The organism is Mesorhizobium sp. B2-7-1 (assembly GCF_006440735.1).
Classification (GTDB): Bacteria; Pseudomonadota; Alphaproteobacteria; order Rhizobiales; family Rhizobiaceae; genus Mesorhizobium.
The window spans coordinates 1-22,940 of the sequence record NZ_VFUA01000008.1 but is presented as its reverse complement, the minus strand read 5'-3'; the positions used below and the strand labels follow the sequence as shown (position 1 = coordinate 22,940).

The window sequence follows — 22,940 nt, the reverse complement described above, 5'->3', positions numbered from 1 at the left end:
GCGGTATCAGATAGATAGCGCGCCATGGCGTACCCTCTCGCGTTTTTCGGAGGGCTACTCTAAATTGCTCCGAAGGCAGAGGTCACAGGTTCGAATCCTGTCGGGTGCGCCAGTTGACTAGGCCATCAATCGGCCTTTTGCCGATCACGTACTCGCCGGAAGATTTCGAGCGCAAGATACTCGTGGGCCGCCGACCGGAACTCCTTGTCCGTCATAACACGCGAGAAGATTTCCTCATTGCCCTCCATACGGTCGATGAAGAGCTCATCGAGCATCCGTTCGAAATAGGATGAGAAATTGGCCAGGTTGTTGGCCTTTGCGGCCTCGACGATCTTATCGTCCGCTTCCGCGCTCGCACGTATTTGATCGAAGAATAATTGATCGGCCTCGGTAAAATTGGTGCCAAAGCGTTCGTTTAGCTTCGCAACCAACGTGGACAGCGCGACGCCCTCTTCCGTGAAGCCTCCCGTGCCAACGTCCGTAGGTCCCTTCAGCGGGGTGGCTTCACCATAACCTAGATCGATTGAACCTTCGGTCATCTGCTGGAGACGGAAGAAGCGAAGCGCCACTTCGTCTTCCAGCGCAAAGGCGTGGCCATCGCCAGGCGGAGGAAGTTTAGCGGTCAGGTTACGAACAAAGGCATAGAGCCTTTCGAGCTCGCTGTCCTGGTAGGGGATGATCTGGGAAAGGAAGGCGTAGAGGTTCCGGTACGCGGTCAGTTGGCCCCGAAACTCGTCCTGCTCAGGCTGTTCTTTATCAACGAACCGCTGCACAACAGAATCGAGCACTGCGTTCATTAGTCGGTGATCTGTGGCGGAATGATCGCGCTTGCCTCGGTACCAAACCTCAGCAAAGGCGTTTACATCATCGGGCGCGAAGATCGCCCATCCCAATAACCTATGTTGCAATTCGGAAAGGCGGTGCGGATCGGCGTTCTCGCCGATTGGCGTTGCCTCGTAGTAGGGCTTGAACGCCTTGTAGATATCCTCCTCCTCGTTAGCGAAATCGAGCACAAAGGTGCGCGCCTTGCCCGGAGCCATCCGGTTGAGGCGAGATAGCGTCTGCACCGCCTGTACCCCGGCGAGCCGCTTAACCACATACATGGTCTGCAAGAGCGGCTGGTCGAACCCCGTCTGGTACTTCTCGGCGACCAAAAGGACGCGGTAGTCGTCGCGCTCGAAAGTTTCGGGCAGCTCACTTTCGGCCAGCCCGTCGTTCATCGACACTTCAGTGTAGGACGAGCCTGGGTCTTCTGGGTCTTCCACTGTGCCGGAGAAGGCGACCAGCGAGCGGATGCCGGTATATCCGTGATCCTTGATATAGCGATCGAACGCCAACTTGTATTTGACGGCAGCTAGACGCGAGCCGGTGACGACCATCGCCTTGGCCCGTCCGCCAAGCTCGTGCAAAACGTAGAGACGGAAGTGCTCCACTATGACGGAGACTACTTGATTGATGTTGACCGGATGCAATTCAAGATATCGGGTCAACTCCTTCGCGGCTTTCTTGCGCGGCACTTCGGGATCATTCTCAACTTGCTTAATGAGTCCGAAGAAGCGTTTGAAGGTCGTGTAGTTCAAGAGCACGTCCATGATGAAGCCTTCCCCAATGGCTTGCCGCATGGAGTACTCGTGGAATGGTGACGTACCAGATGGCCCCGGCTCGTCAAACAGCGTCTTGGTTTTGAACTTTGGTGAGGCGGTAAAGGCAAAGAAGCTGAGGTTCGGCTGACGAGCTCGCTTCAACGCGTCGCGTAGCATGGCGCCCTTGGCGTCATCGGATAGACCGTCGTCCTCTTCGTCCGACATCTGAGCGGCAATCGCCGCCTCGATTCCATCCCTGTTCAGCATTCCCTTTAGCGCAGTAGCTGTCTCGCCGCTCTGCGAAGAATGCGCCTCGTCCACAATCACCGCGAAGCGCTTGCCCGCAGTATCGATCTTTACTCCTGTGCCCTTACCTTCCAGGGTGGACAGCGCCTGCGAGATGAAGGGAAATTTTTGGATCGTGGTGATTACGATTGGCGTCCCGTTCGACAGCGCACGAGCGAGCTGCTGGGTGTCCTCGTCGATCTTCTCGACTACGCCAGTCTTGTGCTCGAACTGGTAGATCGTGTTCTGCAATTGCTGGTCGAGTATGCGCCGGTCGGTGACAACCACGACTGAATGAAACACCTTCTGATCATTGGCGTCGTGCAGGCTCGACAGCCGGTGTGCGAGCCACGCGATGGAGTTGGATTTTCCAGAGCCGGCGGAGTGCTGAACCAGGTAGTTCCGACCTGATCCATTCGCCCGTGCATGTGCGGTGAGCTTTCGCACCGCGTCGAGCTGATGGTAGCGCGGGAAAACCATCGTTTCCTTGCGGATGGTCCGCACGCCCTTGTCGGTCCTGACCTGCCGCTCCTTGACTTCCAGATGGATAAAGCGTTGCAGGATATCCAGCAGGCTATCGGCCTGTAGAACCTCGTCCCAGAGGTAGTGGGTCTTCCAGTTGCCCTCGACAGGCGGATTGCCAGCGCCATGATTATTGCCCCGGTTGAAAGGGAGGAAGATAGTTTCCTTGCCCTTGAGCCGTGTAGTCATCCACACTTCATCGGGATCGGCAGCGAAATGCACCAGTGCGCGTCTTTTGAAGGCGAATAGCAAATCGCGCTCGTCGCGATGCTCCATGTACTGCTTGATCGCGTCAGCGGCACGTTGTGGACTGCTCCCAAGATTACTTTTCAGTTCCGCCGTTGCCACGGGCAGGCCGTTCACAGCTAGCGTTACGTCGATGATACACCGCCGGTTCTTGCCGTCTGCCTTCTTCATAGCGGAGATGAACGCAACCTGCCGCGTGACGGTCAGTCGGTTGTGGGCATAAGCCTCGGCTGCCTCAGGGTTCATCGCCGAGTTAGGCCGGAAATAGGCCAGCCGGAAGTTCCTGCCATAGCATTTGAAGCCGTGCCGCAGGACGTGCAGCGCGCCCTTGATATCGAGTTCCTTGACGAGGCTTTCGAGTACGGTCGATTGCGTCGTGGTCCCGAGCAGCGCTTCAAGCTGCCCCCATTTCGCGGCCTGACTGTCTTTCAGGAATCCGATCACATCATCGGGAAAGAGCGCTAACGCCTCATCATAGGTGCTTGCGCCACGCACCGCATAGCCGCCCATACCGACCAGCCCAGCTTCAATCGCTGTCTCGAAGTCGTATTCGGTATGACCGGACATGGCTCAAATCTCCTGCACTGAGGTGTTGTGCAACGCTGCTAGGGACTGACCTTGCACCTCGGCAAAATGGTAGTAGCGAATGGACGGATCTGCGTTGAGTTGTCTGTTCGCGTCGAGATAAGCTCCGGGACTGTCGTTCTCAGCGAATACGAACTTTCGCACCCTGATTTTCCGAGTATCGCCGGTATAGTGCTCGACGGTGCGCTTGAGCGTTCTCACCCAACTCAAACCCGCCTTAAGCTGAGGAACAATTTTTTCGGCTGTCAGACTCTTGGATTTGAACTCGATACAATCCGCATGAAAGGCTGGGCCCTTCGTGTAGAAAATCACGAAATCGCAGCGCTTAGACCACGGCTTGGCGTTGTCATTGAGGAAGTGGAACAGCGGCGGCTTGGATTTCTTGCGCTGCGATTCGACTTGATCGTGATCCAGCTTGAAAGCCAATCCCTGACCGGGCAGGAGCAAGCGGATGCGCCGCGTTTTGGAGCGCGTCCCCGTGGGCGGGAAGTATTTCTCGGTAAGAACGACTTCGCCGCCCGTGCCGTCGTGAACGACATAGCGATCGTTCATGTAGGCACGCAAATGCCCGAAGTATGTCGGTGCATCCAGCGTCATCGTAACTCCGCGAGGGCCCCAGTCACGGCGGCGGTGACGAGCGAAGCTCGATAGTCCGCCAATTGTTGCAGCGATCCGTCGATGCGGTCCCAAACCGCCGCAAACCTGCTCGTCTGTTCCATGAGATAGTCCACTATCCCCGACTGCTCGGCTATGGGTGGAATCGGGAATTCTATCTGCGCGTACCTCGATGGATTGAGATTTGCCTGACCGATACTCGGCAGAGCAAGCGTGCGAGCAAAAGCTAGCAGGCCCTCCGTCCCCATGACGAAATTGGCGTACTGCGGAAGGTATTTGTCGGAGAAACGGAAGCGGACCAGATAAGACGCAAGCGACACCGGGAAGTCTGCGTTCCCCCGAAAAATCGAGGCTTTTCCGACTAGATCAAGACTGTTAGTGCGGTTGAAGACAACGTCGCCGGCCTCCAGCAGTAGACTCTCATCTACCTCGTCGAGAAATCGCAAATCGCCAAGGTCGATTTCCCCATCGACTAGGTTGCCCATCCGGAGCACTGCGACCTCTCCAGCGGGTTCCAGAGAAGCAGAGATGCCATAAGTGGAACTGCTTAATACACGTTTCAACGGCAGCACTTCCCAATGCACTGGGATGTCGCCGACCCAATCGATACCCGAGGGTTTCATCAACGCGGCGGGATTAAGACCCTTGGTGACGGCGTGGGTGATGACGGCCTGCCGCTTTTCGGACAACCGATCCAGAAGCAGGCGTTTCCTCTCAATCAGTGCGTCAATCCGCTTCGTCTTCTCATCCAAAAATCGTGCAATTTGCCGTTGGGTATCGATCGGCGGGAGTGGCACTTCGATTGTGACTAGGTCGCTCGCGTTTATAGCTGGGTAGCTCACTCCAACGGAGCGCGCGACAACCTCAGAAACAAACGGCTCAGACTTTGCGACCCACCCCAGGAAGGCCGAGTCGATTCCATCGAGTGGCCTGACAACGCAAAAGCCAGTTGAGGCAATCAGGCCATCCGACGCCACGTCAACGGCAGCAATAGCCCTCAGGTAGGTGCGGACGGTTGATATGAGGATATCTCCGCTGCGGACCTTTCGACGTGCTCTTGACGGTGCCTCGAAGAATGCCAGCCGGTTGACTTCTTCCACGCCCCCGGCAAGAGAAACCCCGGAAATCTCAACGTAATCGATCTCCGTCAGATCGTCGGTACTTTCAGGCAAGACCTCGTCGTTATAGCTTGCAGCGTACTTCAAGCGTTTTGAGTTCCAGCCCGCCGGATATTGTATGTTGGGCTTCACGCAACCAGCCCTTTCAACAGCCCGGCGATGTCGCCCTCCAGCGCGGCGATATCGGTCGCAATGTCATCCAGCGGGCGCGGCGGCTTATAGACGTAGAAATGCCGGTTGATGGGGATTTCGTACCCAACCTTGATCTTATCGTAGTCGACCCAAGCGTCGGAAACATGAGGCAGGACCTCGCGCGCCATGTAAGCGTCGATCGTGGGCTGCATCGCCGTGATTAGATGGTCAATCGGTTTGTCCGGACCGAAAAACATCGGCAGCTTCGCCCCTTTATGTGCGGCGTTCTCAGGCTTTGCAACAGCTTCCAAGAACGCCTTCGGCATTTGGAATGTCTCTGGCAACGGGATGTTCTCGGTGTCTCGCAACTCAGCATCCGGCTCCGGCCTGTTCTTGCTGTCGAAACATTCCTTTGCGTTCGGGTCGCGCTCGCCCAGTGCGGCGAAGATCGCTTTTTTGACCGGCGCGGCGATTTTAACCCCGGCACGATTGGCGGCACGATCAAGGTCCGCCTCGAAGAGTCGGCGGTCCATATACCGGCCCTTAGCTTCGAGCGTAGTCAACACGCTTCGGATGGCCTCCTGCTGCTCGCGCCCTTCCGCGATCTCGCGCGCCGCCGCATTGTCGTCTTTGCGCTTTTTCGAAGTTGCCAGATTGATGAAGGCGCTCTGACCATCCAGCTTAGCTATGCGTGCCGCTGACGGCTCAAAGTTCATGCGCAATGGGCGCTCCACAGTCACTTTGAGGAAGCCGAACTCATGGTTCTGAAAGGTGCGCGAGACCACACGCTTTTCGGTATCACCATTGATCTGAACGTCCGCTGTCTCACCATCGCGGTGATTGTCATAGATGCGCGTCAGGTGACTGATCTGCTCGTCGCTGATCTCGTTGCGCTTGTTGTTGAGGCTCTTCGTCATGCGCTTGAAGAAGCGAGTTCCGTCGATCAGCTGCACCGTGCCGCGGCGCTCGGGCGCCTTCCGATTCGTAACCAGCCAGACATAGGTGAAGATGCCGGTATTGTAGAAGAGCTGATCGGGCAGCGCCACGATGGCATCCAGCCAATCGTTCTCAATGATCCAGCGGCGGATGTTAGATGGGCCGGACCCGGCGTCGCCAGAAAAAAGCGGTGAGCCGTTAAAAACGATCGCGATTTTAGAACCAACGTTATTCTCGTCCCCTTCCTTATAGGGGTGCTTCTTAGAGATCATGTGCTGAAGAAACAGCAGCGAACCGTCATTGATCGCGGGCAGCCCGGCGCCGAAACGCCCCGCAAAGCCCAATTCTTTGTGTTCCCTTTCGACAACCTTCTGTTGGTCCTTCCACTCCACGCCAAAGGGCGGATTGGCGAGCAGATAATGGAATTTTCTACGCTCGAAGCCGTCGTGGGTTTTGCCGTCGCCCAGCGTGTCACCTAGAGCGATATTACTTACATCTTCATCCTTGATAAGCATATCGGAACAACAAATTGCCCAAGCTTCATCGTTGTACTCTTGTCCGAACAACGCCAAATTTGCAGACTTGTTGTGCCCGAGATCACCCCCGGGTTCTCCCTTGAAGTACCGCTCTGATTCAGACAGCATTCCGCCAGTACCACACGCAGGATCATAAATTTCGAGGTATATCCCTGGTTTGTAAACTTCTGGCTCTCCGGTATAAATGAGGTTCGCCATCAGACGGATAACCTCGCGCGGGGTGAAATGGTCACCGGCCTCTTCATTCGCTTGCTCATTGAATCTCATTACGAGATGCTCGAACAGGTAGCCCATCTGCAAATTGTCTATTCGGTCAGGGTGTAAATCAACCTGGGGATCAGTCATCGCCTTGACGATCGTGAAAAGTCGGTTGCTAGCGTCAAGTTTTTCGATTTGGTCGGTAAATTTGAACTTTTCAAAAACTGCGCGTGCTGTAGGCGAGAATCCGTTGATGTACGAAACGATATTCGGCGCAATGTTCTCTGGATCACCAAGCAATTTTTGAAAGGTGAAAGGGCTAACATTATAAAGCGGATGCTTTCGCTGGGGATTCGCTACGCGCCCGAGTACCCTTTCCATTGCGCTTTCCGGCATGTTCTGCGCCTTCAGCTTTTCATACTCTTTGAGAACAGCCCCCTTTGTTTTTTCAAGTACACAGTCGAGTCTCCGCAACACCACAATCGGCAGCATGACCAGCCGGTATTGAGGCGGGCGATATGGACCACGCAATCGATTTGCTATTTCCCAAATCGTAGACTTAAGGTTTTCGTGGGCTTGGATATTCATCTCAGCGATTCGCCATCCGACTTGAAGGTGTGTTGGGAGTACAGAGCTCGCGGAACATCGTTGAATCGACCACTAGTGCACAAGTCAAGGACCGACTGTGCGAAGCGTCTCTGGTAGTTACCTTTTGAATGGCGACCGGGTCACATCGGCAGGATTGATCACCCCAGCGTCTCCCCTATCGCCGCCGCCAGCCTCTCCACCCCATCCCTCATCTGCGCCGCATCGCACGCCGCATAGCCCAGCACCAGCCCCTGCGTCGGTGCCGTGTTCTGGAAGTATTTCGACAGCGGCGAGACGTTGATCGCCCTCTTCGCCGCGGCCTGGCTGACCTTGATGTCGTCGATGCCGTCCCTCAGATAACCCACCACCTGGATGCCGGCTTCGGCGGGCGAGAGCGTGATTTCGTCGCGCAGGCGCTCGGTGACGATGTCGCGAAAGAGCTGGCGGCGCTGGGCGTAGATGCGGCGCATGCGTTTGAGATGCCGGCTCATATGGCCCTCGGTGATGAAATCGGCGAGCGCGGCCTGCAGCAGCAGCGGCGCGAACTGGCCGGTGGTGGAGAGCGCGTTGACGATGCGGCCGGCGAGCTCCGGTGGCAACACCATGAAGCCGAGGCGCAGCGCCGGGAACAGGAGCTTGGCGAAGGTGCCGACATAGATGACGCGGCCGGAGCGGTCCATGCTCTGGATCGCCGGCACGGGCCTCCCTTGAAAACGGTATTCGCCGTCGAAGTCGTCCTCGATCACCCAGGCATTGGCGGTCTCGGCGATATCGAGCAGGCGCAGCCGCTCCTCCATGCGCATGGTGATGCCGAGCGGATGCTGGCAGGCCGGCGTCACATAGATGAGGCGGGGCGAAAAGCTTGGCGCATCTGACTCTTTGTTGGAGCATGATCTTTGTCCGAGAACCGGTTCCCACTTCTCGGGATCATGCTCAAGACGCCAGCCGCGCTCCTGGTCGACCGGGATCGGCAGGATCCTTGCGCCGGCCACAGTGAAGGCAGCCTTGGCGCCGTAATAGCCGGGCTCCTCCATCCACACCGTGTCGTCGGGGTCGAGCAGCAGGCGTGCGAGAAGATCGAAGGCGGCTTGCGCGCCGGTGGTGATGACGATCTGCTCGGGACGGCAGCGCACGCCGCGCGCGGAATAGAGATAGCCAGCGATCGCCTCCTTCAGCGCCGGGTGGCCGGTGACATCATAGGTGCCGAACAGCGTCTCGCCGCCATGGCTGGCGCGGCGCGCCACCAGCCGGCCCCAGACGCCGAAGGGAAAGCTTCCCGCATCGGGCATGCCGGGGTGGAAGGCGACATGCCCCGGCCGGCCGTGATGGTAGGGCTGGCTGAGCAGCTGCTGGCCGCGCAGCGAGGGTGAGCGCAGCGGCTCGGGCGGCTCCTCCGCCGGTGTTTCGCGCGGGCCGTCGGGCAGGTCGACGATCACCGGTCGGGCGCCCTGGCGGTTGGCGAGATAGCCTTCGGTGGCGAGCTGGTCGTAGGCGGCGACGATGGTGTTGCGGCCAAGGCCGAGCTCCGCGGCGAGCGCGCGGGTGGAGGGAAGCTCCGAGCCCGGCGGCAGCGCGCGGCTGCGGATGATGGCGACGAGGCCGTGATAGAGCTGGCGCGAGAGCTGCTCGGGGCCGGCGCGGTTCACGGTGAGCATGTCGAGCGGGAAGGGTTGGGGCTTGGGGTGCGGGCGCATGGTCACGCTGCTCCGCGAATAGCGCGCAATTGCGTGCCGCAGGCTTTGAAGGTCGAGTTCCTTCGCCCCCCTCTCTGTCCTGCCGGACATCTCCCCCTCAAGGGGGGAGATTGGCAGTTCAGGCGCCTCGCTTCTCCTTGCAATGTTGGTGATTGGCGAGGGCTGACGCGACGTCCGATCTCCCCCCTTGAGGGGGAGATGCCCGGCAGGGCAGAGAGGGGGGCCTCGCGCCGACGCTCGATGATTTCCAGATTTCCCATCCTCCCCATCCTGCCACAGCCGCCGGCCGTCACAAACTGGTTCCTTCATTTTCCGGAAAACTGGCCCTCGCGAGGGAGACAGAGCGGGGTAGACTTCGCTTACTGACGTTGGGGTAAGACGTCGATAAGGGACATGTGAGGCACGGCGCTGGGAGGGCGTCTGGCCGAACGAAACGGCTGGGTTTTCGCCCGCCGCCAGCAATCGCAGCCATCTCCTCCCGAGACCATCAACCCCGCAGCCATCCCCGCTGCGGGGCGGAAAGCGAGCAATGACGACAGTTCGACTTGGCATCAATCCGATCACCTGGACCAATGACGACGTGCCGGAACTGGGCGGCGACACGCCGCTCGAGACCTGCCTCGGCGAAACCGCGGAAGCCGGCTATGCCGGCACCGAGCTTGGCGGCAAGTTTCCGCGCGACAGCCGCGAGCTCAGGCCCATCCTCGACCATTACGGGCTGGCGCTGGTCTCCGGCTGGTATGACGGGCGCATCTGCGAGAAGGACGTCGACGAGGAATTCGAGGCGATCCGTCCGCATCTGACGCTGCTTCGCGACCTTGGCGCCAGGCGCGTCGTCTATGCCGATACCTCGCGCGGCCGGCATGGCGCGATCCACGACCCGATCTCGCAGCGGCCGAAGCTGATGGATGGCGAATGGAAGGCCTATGGCGCCAAGATCACCAAGCTCGCCGAGCGGTTTTTAGATTTCGGCGTCGGCATGGCCTTCCACCATCACATGGGCACGATCGTCGAGACCGATCAAGAAATCGAGAGGCTGATGCACACAACCGGCGAGGCGGTCGGCCTGCTTTACGACACCGGGCACTGCGCCTTTTCCGGCGGCGACCCGGAGCAAATGCTGCGCCGGCATGTCGAACGCGTCGTGCATGTGCATTGCAAGGATGTGCGCCCGGCGATGCTGAAGAAGGCGCGCGACGCCGACATGAGCTTCATGGGCGCGGTGATGGAAGGCGTCTTCACGGTGCCGGGCGACGGCGCGATCGACTACGCCACGCTGCTCAAGATCCTCGCCGACCAGGGCTATTCCGGCTGGCTGGTGGTGGAGGCCGAGCAGGATCCGGCCAAGGCGCATCCGTTGACCTATGCCACGATGGGCTACCGCAATTTGAAGAGGCTGGCGCAGGGCGCCGGCTTCTACGTCCACGAACGCGCACAAGAGGTCCGCCATGCCGGCTGAACGCAAGGTCGTCATCAACATCGACGATGTCGGCATGTGCCATGGCGCCAATGTCGCCTATCTGAAGCTGAAGCGCGCCGGCGCGGTCGACAGCGGCTCGGTGATGGTGCCCTGCCCGTGGTTCCTGGAAATCGCCGAGGAGGGTGCTGCGGACGCCTCGCTCAATCTCGGCGTCCACATCACGCTCACCTCGGAGAAGAAGTACTATCGCTGGCGGCCGCTGACCAAGGCGAGCCAGGCGTCCGGCATCGTCGACAGCGACGGCTATCTGTTCCGCGCCGTGCCGGAATTGCGCGCCAAGGGCGAGCCGGAAGCGGTCGAGGCCGAGATGCGGGCGCAGATCGACGCGGCGTTGGCCGCGGGGCTTACGCTCACGCATATCGATGGCCATATGGGCGCGGTGTTCTCGCCGGAATTCGTCGACCGCTATGCCGCGGTCGGCATCGACTACGGCCTGCCGACGCTGTTTCCCAAAAGCATCTCGGTCTACGGGCCGATCCATAATCTCGGCAGGCTGGACGACGGCGTCTATGCGGCGCCGGGCAAGCGGCTGGTTGAGGCCGGCGAGACGCTGGCAAGCGCCGTGCTGGAGACGCCCTGGCATCGCAACCAGCCGGCCCGCGCGCGCTACGAGGCCCTGTTCGGCCAGATCGGCGAAGGGCTCAATTTCCTTTGCCTGCACGCCAATGCGCCCGGCGAGATCGAGGTGATCGAGCCCAATTCGGCGCAGATCCGCATCGACGAATTCGACCTGCTTCCAGACCCGGATTTCATGGCCTTCGTGGAAGGACTGTCCATCCGCCGCGGCTCGCTCCGGGATTTCCGGGCATGATCATGCCCGAGAAGAAAGAGTTGGAAACATGACGAAAGCGGCCTGACCGGGAGGGTCGAGGCCAAAACTTGAGAGCAGACAACGATAACCTGAGGAGAACCACTATGAGTGCCTTATTCTCGATGTCCGGAATGCGAAATGTGTTGAGCGCGGCTGCGCTCTCGCTTGCCTTTGCCGGCGCCGGCATCCTGCCCGCGCCGGCCCAGGTGAAGAAGGAAAGCGATGTGCGCATCGTCTTCGTCACCCACGGCCAGGCCAACGACGTCTATTGGAGCGTGGTGAAGAACGGCATGCAGGCCGCCGCCCAGCAGCTCGGCGTCAAGGTCGAATACCAGGCGCCGGAAACCTTCGACGTGGTGCGCATGGCGCGCATGATCGAGGCGGCAACGGCGTCGAAGCCGGACGGCCTGGTCGTCTCCATTCCCGACATGGACGCGCTGAAGGCGCCGGTGGAAGCGGCCAAGGCCGCCGGCATTCCGGTGGTCGTCATCGACAGCGGCGAGGAAGCGGTGGAGCCCTGGGGCCTCGATCTCTTCGTCGGCGGCGGCTCGGAATACGACAACGGCGTCAAGGCCGGCGAGATCATGGCCAAGGCCGGCGTCAAGAAAGGCATCTGCATCAACCACGAGGTCGGCAATGTCAGCCTCGACAAGCGCTGCGAAGGCTATAATGACGGGCTGAAGAAGAGCGGCGGCTCCTCCGACGTGGTCGCGGCCACCATGGACCCGACCGACGTGACGCGCCGCGTCGAAGGCTACCTCACCGCGCATGCGGACGTCACCGGCGTGCTGACGCTAGGCCCGACGGTCGCCGCACCGCTGCTCAAGATGTTCGAGGACGCCGGCACGATCGGCAATTACAAGATCGGCACGTTCGACCTGTCGCCCGAGATCCTCGATGCGGTGGCCAAGGGCACCATGATGTTCGGCATCGACAACCAGCAATATATGATGGGCTACTATCCCGTCGTCTTCCTGACCAACAAGGCGATGTACAAGACCTTCCCGACATCGGCCGTGCGCACCGGTCCGTCCTTCATCATGAAGGATGACGCGGCCGCCGTGCGCGATCTCAGCAAGGCCGGCATCCGCTGATGCTATAATAGCTCGCCGGCGAAAGCGCCGGCGAGCTTCTTGTTGGGTGCCCTGGACGCTTATTGGGATGACGATCGTGACCGATGCACTGAACCCGGCTCATCCACCCGAGCCGAAACCCGTTTCGCGACGCCTGGTGCGCCTGATGCGGCGGCCGGAGCTCGGCGCCATCACCGGCACCGTCATCGTCTTCCTCGCCTTCGGCATCACCGCCGGCAACAGCGGCCTGTTCTCGATGGCCGGCATCGCCAATTTCCTGCAGGTGTCGGCGCAGCTCGGCATCCTTGCCGCGGCGGTCGCGCTGCTGATGATCGGCGGCGAGTTCGATCTTTCGCTAGGCTCGATGATCGGCTTTGCCAGCGTCACCATCGGGCTTTGCGTCACCCAGTTCGGGCTTTCGATCCCCGTGGCGGTGGCGATCGCCTTCGTCATTGCGATCATCGTCGGGGCGCTCAACGGCATCCTCGTGGTGCGCACGAGGCTGCCTTCCTTCATCGTCACGCTGGCGGGCCTGTTCATCCTCCGCGGGCTGACGCTCGCCATCACGCGCACCGTCACCGGGCGCACGCAGATCCCCTATATCACCGACGGCCAGGAAGGCAGTTTCGTGGTCTGGCTGTTCGGCGGCAAGTTCGGCGCGCCGGTCTTCGCCTGGCTCGCCGCGCATGGCGTGATCGCCGCGCGCCCCGACGGCTCGGCGATGGTGCAGGGCCTGTCCATGTCGATCCTGTGGTGGGTGGCGGTGACCGCCTTCGCTACCTGGCTGCTGGTCAAGACGCGCTTCGGCAACTGGGTGTTCGCGGTCGGCGGCGATGACCGCGCGGCGCGCAATGTCGGCGTGCCGGTCGACCGGGTGAAGATCCTGCTGTTCATCGGCACGGCGCTGTCGGCGACGCTGTTCGCCGTCATCCAGGTGCTGGAGGCCGGCTCCGCCGACACGCTGCGCGGCACGCAGAAGGAATTCCAGGCGATCATCGCGGCGGTGATCGGCGGCTGCCTGCTCACCGGCGGCTACGGCTCGGCGATCGGCGCAATGTTCGGGGCGCTGATCTTCGGCACGGTGGAGATGGGCATCTTCTACACCGGCATCGACACCGACTGGTTCCAGGTCTTCCTCGGCTCGATGCTTTTGATCGCAGTGCTGGTCAACAATTACGTGCGCCGCAAGGCGACGGAGGCGCGCTGATGACTGATGCCGTTCCGCTCATCGAGCTGCGCAACGTCACCCGCCGCTTCGGCTCGGTGACGGCGCTGCGCGACATGTCGTTTGCCGCGCATGCCGGCGAGGTGCACTGCCTGCTCGGCGACAATGGCGCCGGCAAGTCGACGCTGATCAAGACGCTGTCGGGCGTGCACACGCCGAGCGAAGGCCAGATGTATGTCGACGGCAGGCCGGTGACCTTCGCTTCGCCGCGCCACGCGCTCGACGCCGGCATCGCCACGGTCTTCCAGGACCTGTCGATGATCCCGCTGATGAGCATCACCCGCAACTTCTTCCTCGGCCGCGAGCCGGTGAAGGGCGCCTGGGTCACAAAACGCATCGACATGAAGAAGGCCGACGCCATCGTCTATGAAGAGCTCGCCAGGATCGGCATCAATGTGCGCGACCCGCAGCAGGCGGTGGGCACGCTTTCCGGCGGCGAGCGGCAATGCGTGGCGATCGCGCGCGCCGTCTATCATGGTGCCCGCGTGCTGATCCTCGACGAGCCGACCTCGGCGCTCGGCGTGCACCAGGCCTCGATCGTGCTGCGCTATGTGGCGCAGGCGCGCCAGCGCGGGCTCGCCGTCATCTTCATCACCCACAACATCCATCACGCCTATCCGATCGGCGATGTCTTCACCATGCTCAACCGCGGCCGCTCGCTCGGCACGTTCCGCAAGGGCGACATCACCGAAAAGGAGGTGCTGGACATGATGGCCGGCGGCCGCGAGATCCGCGAATTGCAGCAGGAGCTGGAGCGCTTCACCAAGCCGGGTTCCGGTGTGGAAGCGGCTATCTCCTGAAGGACTGAAAAGAGAGAAAAATGATCGACGCCGCATTGTTCGGCGCCGGGCTGATCGGCTCGGTGCATGCGAAAAATCTTGCCCGGCATCCGGGCGTGCGCCTGCGCGCCATCGTCGACCCGCGACGCGACGCGGCCGAGCGGATCGCCGCCGCAACGGGCGCCGAGATCGCCGACACCGCGACGGTGATGAACGATGCGTCGATCAAGGCCGTGGTGATCGCTTCCGCCACCCGCACCCATGCCGACTTGATCATCGAGGCCGCCGCCAAGGGCAAGGCGATCTTCTGCGAGAAGCCGATCGACCTCGACATCGCGCGCACCGACCAGTGCCTGGCGGCCGTCGCGAAGGCCGGCGTGCCGCTGCAGATCGGCTTCAACCGGCGCTTCGATCCATCCTTCGCCGCTGTGAAGAAGAGGATCGAGGCCGGCGAGATCGGCGCGGTCGAGCAGGTGGTCATCACCAGCCGCGACCCGGAGCCGGAGACCGAGGAAGCATTGGCCGGCGGCGGCGGCGTGTTCCGCGAGATGACCATCCATGACTTCGACATGGCGCGCTTTTTGTTGGGCGAGGAGCCGATCGAGCTTTTCGCCACCGGCTCATCGCTGGTCGAGCCCTATTACGCCAAGCTCGGCGACTACGACACAGCGATGTTCATCCTGCGCACGGCGTCCGGCCGGCAGTGCCACATCAACAACAGCGTGCGCGCCGTCTATGGCTACGACCAGCGCATCGAGGTGCATGGCGCGAAGGGGATGCTGCAGGCCGGCAACCGCACGCCGACCTCGGTCAGCCTCAGCGGCGAGAGCGGGATCGCCACTGAACGGCCGCTCTATTTCTTCGTCGAGCGCTATGCCCAATCCTACGAGGCAGAGCTCGACCATTTCATCCAGTCGGTCGGTGCGGGGCGGAAGCCGGCGGTCGGCGCCGCCGATGGCCGCAAGGCGATGATCCTGTGCGAAGCGGCGCTTGCCTCGGCGAAGTCCGGCCGCTTCGAGCCTGTCCGGTTCTGAGGCGTTGCCTGCCCTATCTCACATCGACCCAGCGCTGCTCCTGGAACGAGCGCGCCATGGCATGCACGGTGCGCTCGATCTCCAGCCCTTCGTCGAAGTCGATGATGCGGGCCGGCTTGTCGGCGATGCGCATCAGAAGCTCGCGGCATTCGATCATCTTGAGGTCGTTGAAGCCGAGGCCATGGCCAGGCGCCGGCAGGAAGGAATCGTAGGGCTTGTGATGCGGCGCCACCAGGATGGTGCGGTAGCCCTGCTCGGTCGGCCGGTCGGCGGTGAGGTAGAGCTGGAACTCGTTCATCCGCTCCTGGTCGTAGAGGATCGAGCCCTTCGAGCCGAAGATCTGGATGGCGATGCGACCCTTGCGGCCCCAGGCCGAGCGGTTGACCATAAGCGTGCCGGCAACGCCGTTCTCGAGATGCATCAAGACGCTGGCGATGTCGTAGGTCTCGACCGCGCGGCGGGCGCCGGACGCGGTCTTGCGGTCGGCATAGGGCTTGACCATGTCGCACATGACGCGGGACACACGGCCGAACAGCGCCTTGATCAGCGACAGCGGATGCACGGCGAAATCGTCGAGCGCGCCATAGCCGGACGAAGCCTCGTGCTTCCAGAAGAACAGCGCTTCCGGGTCGGCCATGAAATCCTCGTCCATCTCGATGCGCACGAGGTTGACGTCACCTATGACCTTTTCCTCGAGCAGCGCGCCGATATGGCGGATGGCGGGGTTCTGGATGTAGTTGTAGCCGAGCACCGCGACCTTGCCGGACTTCTTCGCCGCGGCCGCCATGGTCTCGGCCTCGGCGAAACTCGGCGCCATCGGCTTCTCGCACCACAGATGCTTGCCGGCTTGGAGGATGGCGATCGCCATTTCCGGATGGAACTGGTTGGGCGTGGTCAGCGAGACGACATCGACGTCCGGATCGTCGACCACGGCGCGCCAGTCGCCGGAGCCCTTTGCGAAGCCGAATTCGCCGGCCTTGCGCTTGGCAAGCTCGTCATTCACCTCGCCCAGATGCACCAGCTTCGGCTTCTCGACATCGGGAAAGACGGTGCCCACCGCGTTCCAGGCGATGGCGTGGCACTTGCCCATGAAGCCCGTGCCGATGAGGCCCACTCCGACCATGTCGATTGTCTCCAAGATGAGGAAAGAATTGATGTGGATGAATTAGTCCATTTTGGCAAAGAATGGAATATCCAAATCATTTTTTATGGTGTTCTTGCGCGAACTCGCTATGATGAGGCAGGAGAGGGAAAAACCTTATGGGCGTGGGCGGAGCGACGATGGACGAACGGGTGCCTCGCGATTTCGAAACGCTGCGCGCGACGATCCTGGACAGGCGCGCGAGCCTGCCCAAACGCATCGCGCAGATCGCCGCCTATGCGCTCGACAACCCCGACGACATCGCCTTCGGCACGGCGGCAAGCATTGCCGCCTCGGCCGGCGTGCAGCCCTCGACGCTGATCCGTTTTGCCCAGCAGCTCGGCTTCGACGGCTTCACCAGCCTGCAGCAGGTTTTCCGCGAGCGGCTGCGCGAGCGCAACTCCTCCTATGACGAGCGGCTGGCGGCGCTGCGCGCCAAAGCCGAGGAAGGCGGCGGGCATCGGGCGATCTTCGACGGCTTCGTCGCCGCCGCCAGCACCTCGCTGGGCGACATTTCGCGCTCGCTCAACGATGCGCATTTCGAACAGGCAGTGACGCTGCTGGCGAAGGCCGAGACCATCTATGTGCTGGCAAAGCGCCGCTCCTATCCGGTGGCGTCCTACATCGCCTATGCGCTGGGTAAGCTCAAGATCCGCAACCAGCTGGTGGAATCAGCCGCAGGGCTCAACGCCGAGATGATCGGCTTCGCCACGCCGCGCGACGCCGTCATCGCCATCAGCTTCTCGCCTTACGCGCCGGCAACCATCGACGAGACGCGCTCGATCGCGGAACAGGGTGTGCCGATCGTGGCGATCACCGACTCGTCCTTCTCGCCGCTGGCGCAATTCGCCAAGGTCTGGTTCGAGGTCGCCGAGGCCGATTTCGGCGGCTTCCGCTCGATTTCGGCGACGATGGCGCTGGCCATGGCGCTGACCGTCGCCGTCGGCGAGAAGCGCCGCGAAGCCGGGCGCAGGCGCAAGGGCTGAGCCTCGCCGGCGAGCTCTTTTCGTCTCGGGAATGCTCATTCCATATTGACTGTAGATTGGAATTAATATTTCATATTGATGGCACCACGCCGCCGTTTGCGCGTGCTGTCCACAACGACGCTGCTCTGCACAACAAGGCCGATGGGAGGTTCGAATGGGCGAAGCCGTGGAAGGGAAATACCCGCCGCTCGACGTCATCACCATCGGCCGCGCCTCGGTCGATCTCTATGGCCAGCAGATCGGCTCGCGGCTGGAGGACATCACCTCCTTCGCCAAGTCGGTCGGCGGCTGCCCGGCCAATATTTCCGTCGGCACGGCAAGGCTCGGGCTGCGCTCGGCGCTGCTGACCCGGGTCGGCGACGAGCAGATGGGCCGCTTCATCCGCGAGCAGCTTCAGCGCGAGGGCGTGTCTGTCGACGGCCTGAAGACTGACAAGGAGCGGCTGACGGCGCTGGTGCTGCTTTCGGTCGAGAGCGAAGGCGTCTCGCCGATGATCTTCTACCGCTCCGACTGCGCCGACATGGCGCTGGCCGAGGAAGACATCGACGAGGCCTTCATCGCCTCTGCCCGCTCGGTGGTCGTCACCGGCACGCATTTCTCGCGCCCCAATTCCGATGCCGCGCAGCGCAAGGCGATCCGCCTGATGAAGGCCCGGGGCGGCAAGGTGGTGTTCGACATCGACTACCGCCCGAACCTCTGGGGCCTTGCCGGCCATGCCGAGGGTTTCGAGCGCTACGTCAAGTCGGACCGCGTCTCGGCGCAGCTGAAGACGGTGCTGCCGGATTGCGATCTCATCGTCGGCACCGAGGAGGAGATCATGATCGCCTCGGGCGCCGACGACTGCCTGAGCGCGCTGAAGACGATCCGCGCGCTGTCTTCGGCCACCATCGTGCTGAAGCGCGGCGCCAAGGGCTGCATCGTCTATGACGGGCCGATCAGCGACGACCTCGAGGACGGCATCGTCGGCAAGGGTTTTCCGATCGAGATCTACAATGTGCTGGGCGCCGGCGACGCCTTCATGTCGGGCTTCCTGCGCGGCTGGCTCGGCGGCGAAAGCTTTGCCACCGCCGCGACCTGGGCCAATGCGTGTGGCGCGTTCGCCGTGTCGCGGCTGCTCTGCGCGCCGGAATATCCGACCTTCGAGGAGCTGCAGTTCTTCCTGAAGCACGGCAGCAAGCATCTGGCGCTGCGCAAGGACGAGGCGATCAACCATATCCATTGGGCGACGACGCGCAGGCGCGACATTCCCTCGCTGATGGCTTTGGCCTGCGATCATCGCGTCCAGTTGGAGGACGTTGCCGCCAAGGTCGGCGCCGACGTTGCGCGCATTCCAGACTTCAAGGTGCTGACGGTCAAGGCGGCGGCAAAGGTCGCCGCCGGCCGCGACGGCTACGGCATGCTGATCGACGAGAAATACGGCCGCGACGCGATGTTCGAATTCGCCCGCCATCCCTTCGCCTGGCTCGGCCGCCCGGTGGAATTGCCTGGATCGCGGCCGCTGCGCTTCGAATTCTCGCAGGACATCGGCTCGCAGCTCACCGAATGGCCGGTCGACCATTGCATCAAGTGCCTGTGCTTCTATCACCCGGACGACCCGGAGGCGCTGAAGACAGAGCAGCAGAAGAAGATCAGAGCTTTGTTCGAGGCGGCGCGGAAGGTCGGCCGCGAACTGCTGGTCGAGATCATCGCCGGCAAGCACGGCAAGCTCGACGACACCACCATTCCACGCGCGCTGGAGGAACTCTATGCGCTGGGCATCAAGCCCGACTGGTGGAAGCTGGAGCCACAGGCTTCGGCCGGCGCCTGGGCGAAGATCGAACAGGTGATCGTCAGGAACGATCCATGGTGCCGGGGCGTCGTTCTGCTCGGTCTCGAAGCGCCGCAGGACGAGCTGGTCGCGGCGTTTGCCGCAACGAGCAATGCGCCGATCGTCAAGGGATTTGCGGTCGGTCGCACCATCTTCATCAACGCCGCCGAACAATGGTTGGCCGGCAAGATGTCGGACGACGAGGCCGTGGCCGACATGGCCGCGCGCTTCGAGCAACTGACCGAGGCATGGCTTGCCGCGCGTGGGCGCAAGGCAGCATAAGAAAACGGCGTCAACGGAAGCCGGAGGAAACGACAATGACGAAGACCGTTCGCCTGACGATGGCGCAGGCGCTGACCCGCTTCCTTAGCCGGCAGATGACCGTGATCGACGGCAAGACGGTGCCGATCTTCGGCGGCGTCTGGGCGATCTTCGGCCATGGCAATGTCGCCGGCGTCGGCGAGGCGCTTTATCAGGTCCGCGACGAGCTGCCGACCTTCCGCGCCCATAACGAGCAGGCGATGGCGCATGCGGCGATCGCCTACGGCAAGGCGAATTTCCGCCGCCGCTTCATGGCCGCGACCTCTTCGATCGGTCCTGGCGCGCTCAACATGGTGACGGCCGCCGCGCTCGCGCACGTAAACCGGTTGCCCGTCCTGTTTTTACCGGGCGATGTCTTCGCCAACCGGCTGCCCGATCCGGTGCTGCAGCAGGCCGAGAACTTTTCCGACGGCACTGCGAGCGTCAACGACTGCTTCCGCCCTGTATCACGCTATTTCGACCGCATCACACGGCCGGAGCAGATCATCCCGGCGCTCAACCGCGCCATGCAGGTGCTGACCGATCCGGCCGAATGCGGCCCGGTGACGCTCTCGCTCTGCCAGGACGTGCAGGCCGAGGCCTTTGACTATCCCGAAAGCCTGTTCGCCGAGCGCGTCTGGACGCCGCGCCGGCTGCGCCCGGACCGCAGTGAGCTGGCCGCAGCCGTCGCGGCGCTGAAGGGAGCGAAGAAGCCGCTGGTGATCGCCGGCGGCGGCGTGCTCTATTCGCAGGCTTCCGATGAACTGGCGAAGCTGGTGCAGGGCGCCGGCATTCCGGTCTGCGAAACGCAGGGCGGCAAGTCCTCGCTCCCCGATGACCATCCGCTCAACATGGCGGCGGTCGGCGTCACCGGCACTTCCGCCGCCAACCGGCTGGCCGAGGAAGCCGATGTCGTGCTTGCGGTCGGCACCAGGCTGCAGGACTTCACCACCGGCTCCTGGGCGCTGTTCAAGAATGCCGGCCGCACCATCATCGGGCTGAACACGCAGGTCTTCGACGCCGGCAAGCACTGGGCGCTGCCGCTGGTCGCGGATGCGGCCGAGGGGCTCGCCGAGCTGTCCGCCGCGCTGAAGGGCTGGAAGGCCCCTAGCGCCTGGACCGACAACGCGCTGAAGGGCAAGACGGAGTGGCAGGCCGCGGCCGCCAAGGTGACGGCCGCGACCAACGCCGCCTATCCGTCCGATGCGCAGGTGATCGGCGCCGTGCAGCGCGCCATGGGCTCGGGCGTAACCCTGCTGCATGCCGCCGGCGGGCTGCCGGGCGAATTGCACAAGCTCTGGCAGGCCGGCGCGCCGGGCTCCTACCATGCCGAATACGGCTTCTCGACCATGGGCTACGAGATAGCCGGCGGGCTCGGCGTCAAGATGGCGAAGCCCGACCAGGAGGTCGTCGTCATGGTCGGCGACGGCTCCTATCTGATGCTCAATTCCGAGATCGCCACCTCGGTGATGCTTGGCCTGAAGCTCACCATCGTGCTGCTCGACAATCGCGGCTATGCCTGCATCAACAGGCTGCAGATGGCGACCGGCGGCGCCAACTTCAACAATCTCCTGAAGGACGCTCGCCACGAGGAGCTGCCCGACGTCGACTTCGCCGCGCATGCGGCAAGCCTCGGCGCCGTCGCCGAAAAGGTGGCGTCGATCGCCGAGTTGGAGACGGCGCTGGCCAAGACGAAGAAGAACGACAAGACGACCGTGCTGGTCATCGACACCGATCCGCTGGTTTCGACCGATGCCGGCGGCCATTGGTGGGATGTCGCCGTGCCGGAAGTCTCGTCGCGGCCACAGGTGAACGCCGCGCGCAAGAAATACGAGGAAGCCTTGGGCAGCCGCCAGGGCTGAGCCGGCCTCGCAACGAACCGACATTTGGAGTGACGACTTGAAAGCCAAACTGGGCATGTCCCCCATCGCATGGTGGAACGACGATCTCGTGGAATTGAGCGATGACGTGTCGCTGGAGGAATGCCTGCGCCAGTCGCGCTCGGCCGGCTTCACCGGCATGGAGAAGGGCCGCCGCTTTCCCGAAGATCCGAAGGCGATGCTGCCTATCCTGAAGGCAGCCGATGTCACGCTTTGCGGCGGCTGGTTCTCGGGCACGCTGGTCAATGAGGACCTCGCCACGAACAAGGACCGCATCCAGCCGATGATCGAGCTGTTCAAGGCGGTCAACGCGCCTTGCATCGTCTATGGCGAGGTCGGCCGCTCGATCCAGGGCGACCGCTCCAAGCCTTTGGCCACCAAGCCAAAGCTCACCGGTGACGAGATGAAGGCCTATGGCCGCCGGGTCACCGAATTCGGCGAATGGTGCGCCGAGCAGGGCATGCCGCTTTCCTATCATCATCACATGGCGGCGGTGGTCGAAACCGAACCGGAGCTCGATTCCTTCATGCGCCATTCCGGCGAAGGCATTCCGCTCCTGCTCGACGCCGGCCACCTCGCCTTTGCCGGCGGCGATGTGCTGCGCGCCATCGACAACCACCACAAGCGCATCAACCACGTCCATGTGAAGGACGTGCGCATGGGCGTCATCGACGGGCTCGACCGCTCGAAACGGTCCTTCCTCGATGCCGTGGCGCTTGGTGCCTTTACCGTGCCGGGCGACGGCTCGCTCGATTTCGGCGCCATCGTCCAGCGCTTCGCCGATCATGGCTATGAGGGCTGGTTCGTCGTCGAGGCCGAGCAGGATCCGAAAAAGAACCCACCGCTGAAGATGGCGCAGGTCGGCCACAAGGAGTTGATGCGGGTGATGACGGCCGCTGGTTATACGGTGGAGACACAAGGGTTTCCGGCCTGAACGATGGATTAGTCATGAATGATGGATTAGTCGGGGCGCCCGGTCTATCTGATGCGCTTGGGCAAAATCCTGGATTGGCGCGATGAAAGACTATGAGCACCCCTTCTTCCGGCCGCTGTGGCGGCGCATCGCCGTCGTGGCGGTCTGCCTGATCTGGTCGGCGATCGAGTTCGCCTCCGGCACGCCGTTCTGGGGCGTCATCGCGCTCGGCTTCGCCGGCTATGCGGTGTGGCAGTTTTTCTACCTCTACAAGCCGGCGGAGGAGAACAAGCCTCCGGCCGAGCCGAAGGAGTGAAGCGGTCGATGGGTGGCTCACGGATCGGACAGGTACGCATGACGGATCGCATGCGTTGGCGATTGGCCGAACCACCTCTCGCTTCGTCATCCACGGGCGAAGCAAGGAGCGAAGCGACGCGGCGCAGACCCGAGTATCCATTCCGTGACTTCAAAGC

The 22,940-nt window shown here is 62.1% G+C and carries 17 protein-coding genes; 11 read left to right on the top strand and 6 right to left on the bottom strand.

Annotated features, from left to right (window positions below; translation table 11 throughout):
- Positions 1–125: 125 nt before the first annotated feature.
- The 5 genes from FJ471_RS05240 to FJ471_RS05220 all read right to left on the bottom strand — a co-directional run bounded on the left by FJ471_RS05240 (position 126) and on the right by FJ471_RS05220 (position 9,128).
- Positions 126–3,203, bottom strand: a complete 3,078-nt coding sequence (locus FJ471_RS05240) for a DEAD/DEAH box helicase family protein (RefSeq protein WP_140802103.1) — start codon at positions 3,201–3,203, stop codon at positions 126–128.
- A gap of 3 nt (positions 3,204–3,206) precedes the next feature.
- Positions 3,207–3,818, bottom strand: coding sequence for a hypothetical protein (locus tag FJ471_RS05235; RefSeq protein WP_140802102.1), 612 nt, complete (start codon positions 3,816–3,818; stop codon positions 3,207–3,209).
- Entirely contained in the window at positions 3,815–5,086 is a 1,272-nt protein-coding gene (locus FJ471_RS05230; RefSeq protein WP_140802101.1) for a restriction endonuclease subunit S, read from the bottom strand. The genes FJ471_RS05235 and FJ471_RS05230 overlap by 4 nt, the downstream gene beginning before the upstream one ends.
- The gene (locus FJ471_RS05225; RefSeq protein ID WP_140802100.1) at positions 5,083–7,344 is read right to left on the bottom strand and encodes a class I SAM-dependent DNA methyltransferase; all 2,262 of its coding nucleotides are present in this window, start codon (positions 7,342–7,344) and stop codon (positions 5,083–5,085) included. Before FJ471_RS05225 ends, FJ471_RS05230 begins: the two co-directional genes overlap by 4 nt.
- A 158-nt stretch (positions 7,345–7,502) precedes the next feature.
- The gene (locus tag FJ471_RS05220; protein ID WP_246684615.1) at positions 7,503–9,128 is read right to left on the bottom strand and encodes a PLP-dependent aminotransferase family protein; all 1,626 of its coding nucleotides are present in this window, start codon (positions 9,126–9,128) and stop codon (positions 7,503–7,505) included.
- A gap of 439 nt (positions 9,129–9,567) precedes the next feature.
- On the opposite strand from FJ471_RS05220, the gene iolE (FJ471_RS05210) reads away from it, so the two are divergent.
- The 6 genes from iolE (FJ471_RS05210) (at position 9,568) to iolG (ending at position 15,440) form a co-directional block, all read left to right on the top strand.
- A complete protein-coding gene (iolE, locus tag FJ471_RS05210) occupies positions 9,568–10,497 on the top strand; it encodes a myo-inosose-2 dehydratase (RefSeq protein ID WP_140802098.1) in 930 nt (309 codons plus the stop codon).
- Positions 10,487–11,329, top strand: a complete 843-nt coding sequence (locus tag FJ471_RS05205; RefSeq protein ID WP_140802097.1) for a polysaccharide deacetylase family protein — start codon at positions 10,487–10,489, stop codon at positions 11,327–11,329. Before iolE (FJ471_RS05210) ends, FJ471_RS05205 begins: the two co-directional genes overlap by 11 nt.
- Positions 11,330–11,460: 131 nt before the next feature.
- Positions 11,461–12,423, top strand: a complete 963-nt coding sequence (locus FJ471_RS05200; RefSeq protein ID WP_140802096.1) for a sugar ABC transporter substrate-binding protein — start codon at positions 11,461–11,463, stop codon at positions 12,421–12,423.
- A gap of 76 nt (positions 12,424–12,499) precedes the next feature.
- The gene (locus tag FJ471_RS05195; protein ID WP_246684614.1) at positions 12,500–13,609 is read left to right on the top strand and encodes an ABC transporter permease; all 1,110 of its coding nucleotides are present in this window, start codon (positions 12,500–12,502) and stop codon (positions 13,607–13,609) included.
- Positions 13,609–14,427 (top strand): ATP-binding cassette domain-containing protein, encoded by an 819-nt coding sequence (locus tag FJ471_RS05190; protein WP_140802094.1) that lies wholly within the window; start codon positions 13,609–13,611, stop codon positions 14,425–14,427. Before FJ471_RS05195 ends, FJ471_RS05190 begins: the two co-directional genes overlap by 1 nt.
- A 20-nt stretch (positions 14,428–14,447) precedes the next feature.
- Positions 14,448–15,440 (top strand): inositol 2-dehydrogenase, encoded by a 993-nt coding sequence (gene iolG / locus FJ471_RS05185; protein ID WP_140802093.1) that lies wholly within the window; start codon positions 14,448–14,450, stop codon positions 15,438–15,440.
- 13 nt (positions 15,441–15,453) lie between these two features.
- On the opposite strand, the gene FJ471_RS05180 is transcribed toward iolG, so the two are convergent.
- A complete protein-coding gene (locus FJ471_RS05180) occupies positions 15,454–16,563 on the bottom strand; it encodes a Gfo/Idh/MocA family oxidoreductase (RefSeq protein ID WP_140802092.1) in 1,110 nt (369 codons plus the stop codon).
- Positions 16,564–16,721: 158 nt separating this feature from the next.
- Between FJ471_RS05180 and FJ471_RS05175 the strand changes: the two genes are divergently transcribed.
- The 5 genes from FJ471_RS05175 (at position 16,722) to FJ471_RS05155 (ending at position 22,783) form a co-directional block, all read left to right on the top strand.
- The gene (locus FJ471_RS05175; protein WP_181179177.1) at positions 16,722–17,567 is read left to right on the top strand and encodes a MurR/RpiR family transcriptional regulator; all 846 of its coding nucleotides are present in this window, start codon (positions 16,722–16,724) and stop codon (positions 17,565–17,567) included.
- Positions 17,568–17,721: 154 nt separating this feature from the next.
- Positions 17,722–19,656, top strand: coding sequence for a 5-dehydro-2-deoxygluconokinase (iolC, locus tag FJ471_RS05170; RefSeq protein ID WP_140802090.1), 1,935 nt, complete (start codon positions 17,722–17,724; stop codon positions 19,654–19,656).
- A 35-nt stretch (positions 19,657–19,691) separates the two neighbouring features.
- Complete coding sequence (gene iolD / locus FJ471_RS05165; RefSeq protein WP_140802089.1) at positions 19,692–21,536, top strand: 3D-(3,5/4)-trihydroxycyclohexane-1,2-dione acylhydrolase (decyclizing); 1,845 nt, start codon at positions 19,692–19,694, stop codon at positions 21,534–21,536.
- Positions 21,537–21,573: 37 nt separating this feature from the next.
- Positions 21,574–22,488: a myo-inosose-2 dehydratase gene (gene iolE, locus FJ471_RS05160; protein WP_140802088.1), complete on the top strand. Its 915-nt coding sequence runs from the start codon at positions 21,574–21,576 to the stop codon at positions 22,486–22,488.
- 82 nt (positions 22,489–22,570) lie between these two features.
- Positions 22,571–22,783, top strand: a complete 213-nt coding sequence (locus tag FJ471_RS05155) for a DUF3329 domain-containing protein (RefSeq protein ID WP_140802087.1) — start codon at positions 22,571–22,573, stop codon at positions 22,781–22,783.
- The last annotated feature ends 157 nt before the right edge of the window (positions 22,784–22,940 follow it).